The sequence below is a fragment of the Microbacterium sp. LS_15 genome, assembly GCF_041954735.1.
Taxonomy (GTDB): domain Bacteria; phylum Actinomycetota; class Actinomycetes; order Actinomycetales; family Microbacteriaceae; genus Microbacterium.
In genome coordinates this window covers 1-11392 of sequence record NZ_JAVAYD010000007.1, presented here as the reverse complement: position 1 = coordinate 11392, position 11392 = coordinate 1, and the positions used below count along the sequence as shown (strand labels likewise).

11 protein-coding genes are annotated in these 11392 nt (G+C 69.8%); 5 read left to right on the top strand and 6 right to left on the bottom strand.

Annotation, left to right across the window (positions count from 1 at the left end):
• Positions 1-78: 78 nt before the first annotated feature.
• Entirely contained in the window at positions 79-1311 is a 1233-nt protein-coding gene (locus RAC69_RS10310) for an ROK family transcriptional regulator (protein WP_375086739.1), read from the top strand.
• A gap of 195 nt (positions 1312-1506) precedes the next feature.
• On the opposite strand, the gene RAC69_RS10305 is transcribed toward RAC69_RS10310, so the two are convergent.
• From RAC69_RS10305 to RAC69_RS10285, 5 genes are all read right to left on the bottom strand, one after another.
• Positions 1507-1749, bottom strand: coding sequence for an acyl-CoA carboxylase subunit epsilon (locus tag RAC69_RS10305; RefSeq protein ID WP_375086738.1), 243 nt, complete (start codon positions 1747-1749; stop codon positions 1507-1509).
• Positions 1746-3335 carry an acyl-CoA carboxylase subunit beta gene (locus tag RAC69_RS10300; RefSeq protein ID WP_375086737.1) on the bottom strand — a complete coding sequence of 530 codons (1590 nt, stop codon included), beginning with the start codon at positions 3333-3335 and terminating at the stop codon, positions 1746-1748. Before RAC69_RS10300 ends, RAC69_RS10305 begins: the two co-directional genes overlap by 4 nt.
• A gap of 119 nt (positions 3336-3454) precedes the next feature.
• Positions 3455-4459 carry a hypothetical protein gene (locus RAC69_RS10295; RefSeq protein ID WP_375086736.1) on the bottom strand — a complete coding sequence of 335 codons (1005 nt, stop codon included), beginning with the start codon at positions 4457-4459 and terminating at the stop codon, positions 3455-3457.
• Positions 4460-4545: 86 nt separating this feature from the next.
• Positions 4546-5238, bottom strand: coding sequence for a phosphocholine cytidylyltransferase family protein (locus RAC69_RS10290; protein WP_341933944.1), 693 nt, complete (start codon positions 5236-5238; stop codon positions 4546-4548).
• Positions 5239-5514: 276 nt separating this feature from the next.
• Complete coding sequence (locus tag RAC69_RS10285; protein ID WP_375086735.1) at positions 5515-6132, bottom strand: hypothetical protein; 618 nt, start codon at positions 6130-6132, stop codon at positions 5515-5517.
• Between RAC69_RS10285 and RAC69_RS10280 the strand changes: the two genes are divergently transcribed.
• The 3 genes from RAC69_RS10280 to RAC69_RS10270 are packed head-to-tail and all read left to right on the top strand — an operon-like array spanning position 6122 to position 9151.
• Positions 6122-7303, top strand: a complete 1182-nt coding sequence (locus tag RAC69_RS10280; RefSeq protein ID WP_375086734.1) for an ATP-binding cassette domain-containing protein — start codon at positions 6122-6124, stop codon at positions 7301-7303. The genes RAC69_RS10285 and RAC69_RS10280 overlap by 11 nt on opposite strands.
• The gene (locus RAC69_RS10275; RefSeq protein WP_375086733.1) at positions 7279-8844 is read left to right on the top strand and encodes a hypothetical protein; all 1566 of its coding nucleotides are present in this window, start codon (positions 7279-7281) and stop codon (positions 8842-8844) included. The genes RAC69_RS10280 and RAC69_RS10275 overlap by 25 nt, the downstream gene beginning before the upstream one ends.
• A gap of 40 nt (positions 8845-8884) precedes the next feature.
• A complete protein-coding gene (locus tag RAC69_RS10270) occupies positions 8885-9151 on the top strand; it encodes a DUF3039 domain-containing protein (protein WP_028503536.1) in 267 nt (88 codons plus the stop codon).
• Between the two features lie 10 nt (positions 9152-9161).
• Here the strand turns inward: RAC69_RS10270 and RAC69_RS10265 are convergent, their stop codons facing one another.
• Entirely contained in the window at positions 9162-10487 is a 1326-nt protein-coding gene (locus tag RAC69_RS10265; protein ID WP_375086732.1) for a nicotinate phosphoribosyltransferase, read from the bottom strand.
• A 71-nt stretch (positions 10488-10558) separates the two neighbouring features.
• On the opposite strand from RAC69_RS10265, the gene murI reads away from it, so the two are divergent.
• A complete protein-coding gene (gene murI, locus RAC69_RS10260; RefSeq protein WP_341933948.1) occupies positions 10559-11386 on the top strand; it encodes a glutamate racemase in 828 nt (275 codons plus the stop codon).
• Positions 11387-11392 lie beyond the last annotated feature (6 nt).

The following is an 11392-nucleotide window of genomic DNA, read 5'->3' as shown; positions in this document are numbered from 1 at the left end:
TAGTCTCACGGTTCTCGACGACGTTGTCTGTAGGTATTTTGGGGGACACGGATCGGCCTTCGTGCGAGAAGATGGGACATGGCAATGCGCCGGGGTACCAACCTGCCGCGGATGGGCGACTTCAACCAGTCGGTGATTCTCGAAGCGATCCGCCGCTCCGTCGACGGGCTCAGTCGCATCGAGCTCGTGGACGCGACCGGCCTGTCCGCCCAGACGGTGACGAACATCACGCGACGCCTGCTCGATGAGGGGCTCATCGCCGAAGCCGGCCGCACGATCAACGGGCCGGGGAAACCACGGGTGACGCTGCGGCTCGTCGCCGAGAGCCGCTTCGCCGTGGGCGTGCACCTCGACCCGGCCGTCATCACGGTCGTGCTGCTCGACATGTCGGGCGCCGTTCGGCGGCGTCGATCCGTGCGGACAGGAGACAAGGCACCCGAGAGCATCGCGGACGCGATGGCGCACACGGTGGAGACGGTCGTCGAGGACTCCGCGGTCGACCGTCGACTGGTCGCCGGCGTGGGCGTGGCCGTTCCCGGGCCGCTCGACGCGGAGAGGGGTACGGTGATCGACCCGCCCAAGCTGCGCGGCTGGCGTCGGGTGCCGCTTCGCGCAGTCGTGGCCGAGGCGTCGGGCTTCGACGTCATGCTGGAGAAGGATACGGTCGCCGCCGCCGTGGGGGAGCAGTGGACCGGGCGGTGGGCGGCTGACGGCTCGTTCGTCTTCGTGTACCTCGGCACCGGCATCGGTGCCTCCCTGGTGCGGGACGGGGATGCGATCAGGGGGAGCTCGCGCAACTTCGGGGAGATCGGTCACATCATCGTCGACCCGGCGGGGCCGGCGTGCTCGTGCGGCGCGCGCGGGTGCGTCGACGTGGTGTGCACTCCGCAGGCGATCGTGGAGCGGGCGGAGCGCGCAGGCCTGTTCGCGGACACCGTCGATCCCGAGGACGTTCAGGCGGTCGAAGCACGGTTCACCCGCCTGTGCGAGCGGGCGACGGACGGGGAGCCGGCGGCGGTGGCGGCGCTCGAGACCGCGGCCGCGCATCTGTCGATCCTCATCGCCGTGCTGTCAGACCTGCTCGACGTCGACCGCGTCGTGCTCGGCGGGCCGTGCTGGGCGATTCTCAGCGACCTCTATCTGCCGATCCTCCCCGAGATGGTGCATCGCCGCAGCGCCACCCGAGCGCTGCGATCGATCCCCATCGACGGCACCGTCGTAGGCGAGGACGTCGGGGCGGTGGGGGCGGCCTGTGTGGTGCTCGATGCCGTGCTCACCCCCCGCGCGTCAGACCTCTACCTCGACGACTGAATCGGTCTTCACCTGAGATACCGGTATATCGGTGTCGCGGTCGGAGGGATAAGTCCAGTCGATGTACTATCGAAACCGGTGCGCCGACTGGGGTGAATCCGGGGGGTGGGTCCCCGCGTGCACAGCGGAGACTCTCTGCGCGGCCCGTGAGCTGGGGGGCTCACGGGCCCGCAGGCTCGGCCCGTGTGCCCGGTCTCAACCGGAGAAGCGCCCCCAGGGGATATCACGCCGCAGCGGCTTGCGGAGGGATCGCTGCGTCCTCATCCACGCCGACACCTGCGGCTCCTCCGCCACGGCCTCCGCCGACTCCTGCGCGTACGCATCGCTGACCACGGCGATCAGCGCGGCGAGTTCCTCCTCCGTGGCGTTCCCGCGCGTGATCTCGATCGTCGGGGGCTGTTCGCCCGTCGCCGCGACGGCATCCGATGGCGCGCTCACAGCGGGATGTTCCCGTGCTTCTTCGGAGGCAGCTCGGCGCGCTTGCCACGGAGGGCCCGCAGTGCCTTCGCGATCGACACGCGCGTGTTCGCCGGTTCGATGATCCCGTCGATCTCGCCGCGCTCTGCGGCCAGGAACGGCGAGGTGACACTGTAGGTGTACTCGTTCGCGAGCCGAGTGCGCACTGCTGCCACGTCTTCACCCGCCTCCTCGGCCTTGCGGATCTCGTTGCGGTAGAGGATGTTCACGGCGCCCTGTCCGCCCATCACGGCGATCTCCGCTGTGGGCCACGCGAGGTTCACGTCGGCGCCGAGCTGCTTGGAGCCCATGACGATGTACGCGCCGCCGTAGGCCTTGCGCAGGATGACGGTGACCATCGGCACGGTGGCCTCGGCGTATGCGTAGATGAGCTTCGCGCCGCGGCGGATCACGCCCGTCCACTCCTGGTCGGTGCCCGGCAGGTAGCCGGGGACGTCGACGAGCGTCACGATCGGGATGGAGAACGCGTCGCAGAAGCGCACGAAGCGGCTCGCCTTCTCGCCCGCCTCGATGTTCAGCGTCCCGGCCATCTGCGACGGCTGGTTCGCGATGATGCCCACGGAGCGGCCCTCGACGCGGCCGAAGCCGATCACGATGTTCGGCGCGAACAGCGGCTGCACCTCGATGAAGTCGCCGGCGTCGACCACGTGTTCGATGACCGAGTGGATGTCGTAGGGCTGGTTGGGGGAGTCGGGGATGATCGTGTTCAGCGAGCGGTCGGCATCCGTGGTCTCCCACTCGAAGCCGCTCTCGTAGCCGGGGATCTCCGCCATGTTGTTGTCCGGCAGGAAGCTCAGCAGCGTGCGTGCGTAGTCGAGCGCGTCGTCCTCGTCCTGCGCGAGGTAGTGCGCGACGCCGGAGCGCGTGTTGTGCGTGAGCGCGCCGCCGAGCTCCTCCATGCCGACGTCCTCGCCCGTGACGGTCTTGATGACGTCGGGGCCGGTCACGAACATCTGGCTGGTCTTGTCGACCATGATGACGAAGTCGGTGAGCGCGGGGCCGTAGACGGCGCCGCCGGCCGCCGGACCCATGATGATCGAGATCTGCGGGATGACACCCGACGAGCGGGTGTTGAGGCGGAAGATCTCGCCGTACTTGCTGAGGGCGAGCACGCCCTCCTGGATGCGCGCGCCGCCGGAGTCCAGGATGCCGATGATCGGCATGCCGTTGGTGAGCGCGAACTCCATGATCTTGATGATCTTGTCGCCGGACACCTCGCCGAGGGACCCGCCGAAGGTCGTGAAGTCCTGTGAGTACACGGCGACGGTCCGGCCGTGGATCGTGCCGACGCCGGTGACGACGGAGTCGCCGTACGGACGGTTGCGGTCCATGCCGAAGGCCGTGGTGCGGTGCCGCACGTACTCGTCGAACTCGACGAAGCTGCCCGGGTCGACGAGCAGCTCGATGCGCTCGCGGGCGGTCATCTTGCCCTTGGCGTGCTGCTTCTCCTGCGCGATCTTCTCGGCGTCGACAACGGCTTCGTTGTAGCGAGCGCGGAGGTCTGCGAGTCTGCCGGCGGTGGTCGAGAGTTCGGGCTGTTCCGTCACGGATTCCACCCTATCGTCGGGTCGGCGCGGCCCGTTGGATGCTCGACACAACGGCACGCCCGATCCTTTGGTGACTTCGGGAGGATCCGCCCGGGGTATCGGATCGCCGAGCAGGAGGCTCAGCGATCCGCGATCTGCCCCGCCGGCGACGAGTCGGAGGAGGCGACACCGGGGAGGTGGTGCCCTCCGCGCAGCTCCTCGGGGTCATGGCTGTCGCCCGAACGTCCGCTCCGGGTGGTGATCTCGCCCAGCCGTCGACCGGCCCATCCCAGCCCGCGCGCCGCGGAGCCCGCCGCGCCGGCGACGGCGCTGCCGCCGAAGCGCGCTCCACGAAGGACGCGCTGCTCGAGCCTCTCGGATCCGGGGACGGGCTCGAGTTCCGCGGGCAGCTCCAACGGCGCCGCCCCGAACGCCTTGTGCGAGGTGGTGAGAACGCGGCGGCCGAGGATGTGGTTCCCCGCGCCGCCGACGGCAGCGCCCACGCCGAACGGCAGGGCCTTGCCGAGGAACGACGCACCACCCCTGGCTGCGAACTGCCTGATGAACGCGCTCTTGAGCCGGTCCGCAAGCGGGCCGACCGCGGCGCGGGGGAGCGACTTCGTCACGAGCTCACCCCAGTAGGACGAGCGCGATCCACCCCGCCCGACAGCCTGACCGGCGAGCTGACCGACGAGGTCGACGCCCTCCTTGCCGAGCATCAACGTCATGACCAGCGCTCGGGCGCGGTCGGGGTTGGAGACGGGGATGCCGTGCACTTCGGCGACCGACTGGGCGTACAGGGCCGTCGACTCGACGAAGCCGACCGTCTCGACACCCGACAGCGCGAGGGTGATCCCGGTGCCGATGCCGGGGACGACGGCCGTCGCGCCGACGGCGGCGCCGCCCGCCGTCACAGCCGCGAGGTAGCGACGCTCGAGGATGCGGATGATCTCCGCCGGGGTCGCCTGGGGGTTCCGGAGCCGGATGCTGCGGATGTGGGCGAGGACCAGAGGGCGCTGGATGGCGAGGACGCGGTCGAGACCGCGCACCATCAGCGGATGCTCGGTCGAACCGACCGGCGGCACCCCTTTGTCCCAGGGGGAGTCGTCGGGAAGGGAGTGGATCTTGTGCACCTTCGGAGCCATGAGCCGATCATAGGAATCCCCGCCGCGAAAAACCCGAAAGCCCGACTCCCTTGACGGGGCCGGGCTTTCGTGCAGAGTCCGAGTGGTCAGACGAAGAGGTTCGCCCGCTCCAGGTCTTCCGCGAAGTCGATCTCGACCGCGTACAGGTCGGAGACGTCCATCGGCTCGAGAAGCAGGCCGTTCTCGGCGATTGCGAGCTCGAGGCCGCGCTCGAAGTAGTCCTGGTCCTCGACCCGCTGCAGCTGGCGCATGAACGCCTTCTTGTCAGCGGACGAGATGTAGTTGATGCCCACCGCTTCGCCGAGGCCGCCCTTGACGGTCTTGGAGAGCTCCTTGATGAAGCCCTCGGAGGTCACGGTGTACTTGACCTCCTCATCGCTCACCTTGGAGGTGTTGACGGTCACGAACGACTGGTCGCGCTCGATGTACGCGGCAGCGCGGCCGAGGATCATCGGGTCGAACACCACGTCGCCGTTCATCCAGAGGACACCCGCCTTGCCGGTCGCGCCGAGGGCCCGCAGGAGGCTCTTCGAGGTGTTGGTCTCGTCGTAGCGCTCGTTGTGCACGTAGTTGACGTTCGGGAACGCCTCGATGATGGTCTCGGCGCGGTAGCCGACGACGGTCGTGATGCGGGCGTCTGAGCCGAAGGCGGCGCGGATGTTGTCGTGCTGCTGACGCATGATCGTGCGGCCGTCGCTCAGTTCGGTGAGCGGCTTGGGTAGCGCACGGCCGAGGCGCGAGCCCATGCCTGCGGCGAGGATGACGGTCTGAAGAGTCACGAGTGCTCCTAAAGGATTGGTGTTCACGGTCGGTTCACCGACCGGACACTTCGTCGTGCCGTGAGTCATGCTAGCGATAGAGCCTGGGAACGCCCGGGGTCGGGCACTCCTGTTGCCGTTTCGTGACCCACTACACACCGGACGCTCAGATTCGTCCAGAGCCTTGCGCGACGGCGTTTCGTCTGATCCGCTGGGCAATGTTGCGGTGGGCCGTGGAGAATGTCGTGCCCGTTGATACCGTAGGACGGTGACTGCTTCCCCCGACGACCGCACCGATCAGGTGGCTGACTCCGCGAGCTCGTCTGAGAAGAAGACGCCGGCCCGCAAGACCCCCGCGAAGAAGACGCCGGCGCGCCGCGCGCCGAGCCGCTCCGCGGCCGAGAAGGCCGCGCCGACCGTCGAGGTGGTCGCGGAACCCGTCACTCGTCCCGCCAGTTCCGAGACGCCCGCCAAGCCGAGTGCCGCTGCCGCGGCCCGCGCTGCCGCGGCCAAGAACTCGGCCAGGACCGGCGCGGCGGGGAAACCGGCCGCGGCCAAGGGGTCTCCCGCCTCGAAGAGCGCTGCGCGTCCGTCTTCGGCCACCACGGCGAAGAGCTCGACCGCCTCGACCGCGCGGGCACCGAAGACCCCGGCCTCCGGGTCGGTTCCCAAGACCGCAGCGGCGAAGTCCGCAGCAGAGAAGAGCGCGGCGGCGAAGTCGGCAGCCCGCACGAGCGCGGCGCGCACGGCCGCGGCCAGGTCCGCAGCCGCGAAGAAGGCCGCCCAGACCAGGGCCGCCAACGCCGCCGCAGCGAAGGCGGCTGCGGAGGCTGCCGAGGCAGAACGGAAGACTGCGGAGGCGGCGTCAGCCGAGCGGAGACCTGCGGAGGAGGAGGTCTCGGCCGTGGAAGCCACCGGGCGCGATCAGCGCGAGGCCGCGGCCGAGCCGGTCGCCGAGACGGCTGTCGCCGACGAGCCTGAACCCGTCGGCGCTGTCGCCGTCGAGCCTGAGCCCGCGGTCGACCCGGAGCCCACGCTCGACCCGGACCCGGCGGGTGAGCCGGAGCCCACGATCGAGCCTGCAGTCGAGTCGGCGCCCCCCGCCGAGCCGGAGACCACGGCCGAGCCAGAGACCACGGCCGAGCCCGCGGTCGCATCGCCCGAGGATGAGGCCGCGCCGACGACGGACGTTCAGGTGCCAGCGGCCGACGCTCCCGCAGAAGCGGCGGACACGTCCGTCGAGACCGTCGACGGGGCGCTCGATCCCGAAGAGGAATCGACCAGTCCGCAGGAGCGCGCGTCGGGCGAGCCCACGATCGAACCGGGCACCGAGGCCATCCGGATCCGCGGTCTGGTCAAGAACTTCGGCGACCACACGGCGGTGAACGGCATCGACCTCACGGTTCCGGCCGGATCGTTCTACGGCATCGTCGGCCCCAACGGCGCAGGCAAGACGACGACCCTGTCGATCGTGGCCGGTCTGCTCCGGTCGGACGGCGGCGAGGTCGTGATCTGCGGCATCGACCAGGCGGCCAAGCCCCTGGCGGCGAAACGCATGATGGGCGTGCTCCCCGACCGGCTCCGCACTTTCGATCGGCTGACCGGTCGGCAACTCCTCTACTACTACGGCCTGCTGCGCGGGCTGGCCTCCGACGTGATCGAGAAGCGCGTCGGCGACCTCGCCAGGGCCTTCGACCTGGGCGACGCGCTCGGACGAGTGGTGTCGGACTACTCCGCGGGTATGACGAAGAAGATCATGCTCGCGGGTGCGATGATCCACTCGCCCCGGGTGCTGGTGCTCGATGAGCCGTTCGAGGCCGTCGACCCCGTGTCGTCTGCGGTGATCCTCGACATCCTCCGCGCGTACGTGGCGCACGGCGGCACCGTCATCCTCTCCAGCCACGGCATGGACCTCGTCGAGCGCGTGTGCTCGCGTGTGGCGATCATCGTCGGCGGCGACGTGCTCGCCGAGGGGACCATCGACGAGGTGCGGGCCGGCCAGACGCTCGAGGCGCGGTTCGTCGAGCTCTCCGGCGGCATCGGCGAGGTGGAGGGGCTCGAGTGGCTGCACACGTTCTCCGACTGAGGGCAGCGCTCCTGATCGGGTCGCTGCGCGGCGAACGACGGGTGCGTACCCTGCTGATGTTCGTCGTCGTCGTGGCGCTCACCGTGGTGGTGTGCTCGGCGATCCTGAGTCTCGACGACGCGCCGGTCGAGGTCGCGCGCACCGTGATCGTGCTCGGCAGCGGCGCGCTGTTCCTCGGCTTCCTCGTGGGCCCGCTGCTCGTCGGCGCCACCGATCAGCTCGACCCGCGGCGCTTCGCGGTCTTCGGCGTCGATGAACGTCGGATGCCGTGGATCCTCGCGCTCGCGTCGCTCGTGAGCGTGCCGAGCTTCGCCGTCCTCGCCGTGCACTGCAGCGTGTGCATCGTCGCCATCCGCCTCGGAGCGCCGTGGCCGGCTGCCGTGCTGATGAGCGTCCTCGCGGTGCTCTCGACCGTCGTGGTGGCCCGCATCGGGATGGCCCTCAACGCCCTCCTGCTCCCGGAGCGGCGCTCGCGCGAGCTCACGGCCGTCTTCGCGCTCGCCGTGCTGGTCGTCGCCTTCCCCGTCGCCGTCTTCCTCGCGTCGCTCAACTGGGAGGGACAGGTTCCCGCCTCGGTCGCGAACGTCACGGCGGTCGTCGGGCTCACGCCGATCGCGGCCGCCCCGCGGTTCCTGTTCGCGGCGGCAGCCGGCGACACGTCCAGCTCGTGGATCAGCGGCCTCATCGCTGCAGCCACCGCCGCCGTGCTCTGGGTCCTCTGGACATGGCTCGTCCGTCGCCTGCTCACCACCACCGAGCGCCCAGCGGCCTCCCGTGAGCGCACGGGCCTCGGGTGGTTCGGCCTGCTGCCGTCGAACGCCTTCGGCGCGATCGCCGCGCGCAGTCTCGTGTACTGGCTGCGCGACCGCCGCTACATCATGAACGTGATCGTCGTGCCGATCGCAGGCGTCCTCACGGTGCTCCCGCTGCTCGTCGCCGGCGTGCCGCTCGAGATCGCCGCGCTGTTCCCCGTGCCGGTGATGGCGCTGTTCTTCGGCTGGCTGCCGCACAACGACGTCGCGTACGACTCCACAGCCCTGTGGACGCATGTGGCCAGCGGGGTACGCGGCGCTCCGGACCGTCTCGGCCGGCTCGTCCCCGTCGTGCTCGTCGCTGTGCCGGTTCTCGCGATCGCCGTGCCGCTCACCCTGCTGTGGATCGACGACTGGCGGCTCCTGCTCCCGCTCGTGGGTCTCGGAGCGAGCCTGCTGCTCGCCGGTCTCGGGCTTTCGAGCATCGTCTCGGCCGTCGCGCCCTACGCCGTCTCACGCCCGGGTGACAGTCCGTTCCAGCAGCCGCAGCGTGCGGCATCCCGCGGAGTCTTCGGCCCGGCGGCGGCGTTCCTCGGAGCGATCATCGTCAGCGCTCCGACGGCGTGGCTGTTCGCGATGACCGTCTTCGAGGGCTCCGAGTACGCGCCTGCGACCTTCTGGACGGGGCTCGGCACGGGCGTCGCGGTGCTCGCGATCGGCGTGACCGTCGGCGGTCTGATCTTCGAGCGCGGCGGTGAACGGCTGATGGAGTTCGTCGAGACGGCATGACGCCCGCCCGACGTCGTGCACGCGCGGCTAGAATCTCGTCATGAGTACTCCGCTGGACAGCCCCGATCAGGGCGGCGTGGCAACGCTTGATCGCGAACTGGAAGAGCTCCTCCGGGAGGAGAATCTCGAACCGGGCGACCACGAGCGCTTCTCGCACTACGTGAAGAAGGACAAGATCCTCGAGTCCGCGATCACCGGCAAGCCGGTGCGGGCGCTGTGCGGCAAGAAGTGGACGCCGGGTCGCGACCCGGAGAAGTTCCCGATCTGCCCCACCTGCAAGGAGATCTACGAGTCGATGGTCGGCTGACCGACCGCCGTCACTCGGCGTCGACGAAGACCGTCGGGATCGCCGGATCCGACTTGCTGAGCGCGAGCGCTCGTACCGGCAGCTCTTCGCGGACCCGCAGGTGGTGCTGTCGCGCCGACGTCGTCCCCGCCGCGCCCTCGAACGCCGTGTCGATGTCGCCGTTGTCGACGAACGTCGTCTGCAGGGCGCGACCGTCCGGGTGCTCCGCGGCGGTTCCGAGCTCCTCGAATCCATCAGACACGACGACGGTCTCGGCGGTGGCCACGCCATCGGACAGCGTGCGGAAGGCGGCCTTGCATCCGCCGTGTGAGGCCTTGTCGGTCGAGGCCTTCGCGACACCCACCCAGGAGCCGTCGGCATCCTGCCGCGCGACGAGCTTGTAGACCATGCTGGCGGTGGGGTACCCCGACCCGGTGACCACCGACGTGCCGACGCCGTAGGCGTCGACGGGGGAGGCGGCGAGGGCGGCGATCGCGTACTCGTCGAGGTCGCTCGTCACGGTGATGCGGGTGGCCGTGGCGCCGAGCTCGTCGAGCTGCGCCCGTACCTCGGCGGCCACGATCGGCAGGTCGCCCGAGTCGATGCGCACCCCGCCGAGTCCGGTGCCCGCGACCCGGATCGCGGTCTCGACGCCGGTGCGGATGTCGTACGTGTCGACCAGCAGGGTGGTGTTGGTGCCGAGGCTCTCGATCTGCGAGCGGAACGCGGCCTCCTCGCTGTCGTGGAGCAGCGTCCAGGAATGCGCGGCGGTGCCCATGGTGGGGATGCCCCATTGGCGGCCCGCCTCCAGGTTGCTCGTCGCGCCGAAGCCCGCGATGTACGCGGCCCTCGCGGCGGCGACGGCCGAACGCTCCGCCGCTCGTCGCGATCCCATCTCGGCGAGCGGACGCTCTCCTGCGGCGATGCTCATCCGCGATGCCGCGGTCGCGACGGCGGAGTCGTGGTTGAGCACGCTCAGAGCGAGGGTCTCGAGCACGACGGCATCCGCGAAGCTGCCCTCGACGGTGAGGATCGGGGAGCCGGGGAAGTAGAGCTCGCCCTCGCGGTAGCCGCGGATGCTGCCGGTGAAGCGGTACGACTCGAGGTACCTCAGGGAGTCGGCATCGACGACCTGGCCGTCGCGCAGGAATCGCAGCTCGTCGTCGCCGAAACGGAAGTCGCGCAGGAGCGTCAGCAGGCGTCCGGTGCCTGCGACGACGCCGAAGCGACGCCCACCGGAGAGTCTTCTCGAGAACAACTCGAAGACGCTCGGCCGTGCGGCCGTCCCGTCGCGCAGGGCGGCGGCGAGCATGGTCAGCTCGTAACGATCGGTCAGAAGCGCCGTGGACGTCGTCATGCGCTCAGCTTAGTGACGGCCGACGCAGGGAACGCCGCGCATGTCGGTGCGCCGGACTAGGCTGGGGAGTCATGAACGACGCGCCGATCGGAATCTTCGACTCCGGTGTCGGCGGGCTCACGGTGGCGAGGGCCATCCGCGCCCAGCTGCCCCGCGAGTCGTTCGTCTACATCGGCGACTCGGCCCACTCGCCGTACGGACCGAAGCCCATCGCCGACGTGCGCCGCTACTCGCTCGAGGTGCTCGACACGCTCGTGGATCAGGGCGTCAAGATGCTGGTGATCGCCTGCAACACGGCATCCGCCGCGATGCTGCGCGACGCCCGCGAGCGCTACGACGTGCCGGTGGTCGAGGTGATCGGCCCCGCGGTGCGCAGAGCCGTCTCGACGACCCGCAACGGCCGTGTCGGTGTGATCGGCACGGTCGGCACCATCGGCTCGCGTGCCTACCAGGACATGCTCGAGGTCAACGAGCGGCTGCAGGTCTTCACCGCCGCCTGCCCCCGCTTCGTGGAGTTCGTCGAGGCCGGCATCACCGGCACCCCCGAGGTGCTCGCCACCGCTGAGGAGTACCTCGCCCCGCTCAGGGAGGCCGACGTCGACACCCTCGTTCTCGGGTGCACGCACTACCCGTTCCTGCGCGGTGCGATCAGCTACGTGATGGGCGAGGGAGTGACGCTGGTGTCGAGTGACGACGAGACCGCCGGCGATGTATACCGCCAGCTCGTGCGGGGAGACCTCCTCGCGCCCGCCGATGCGACCGCCTCGTACGTCTACGAGGCCACGGGCGCTTCGACCGCCGAGTTCACGGCTCTCGCCAACCGTCTGATGGGGCGCGAGGTCCGCGACGTCCAGCTCGTGCAGACCGGTGTGATCACGCTCCCCGACGCCGTCCATTGACCTGAC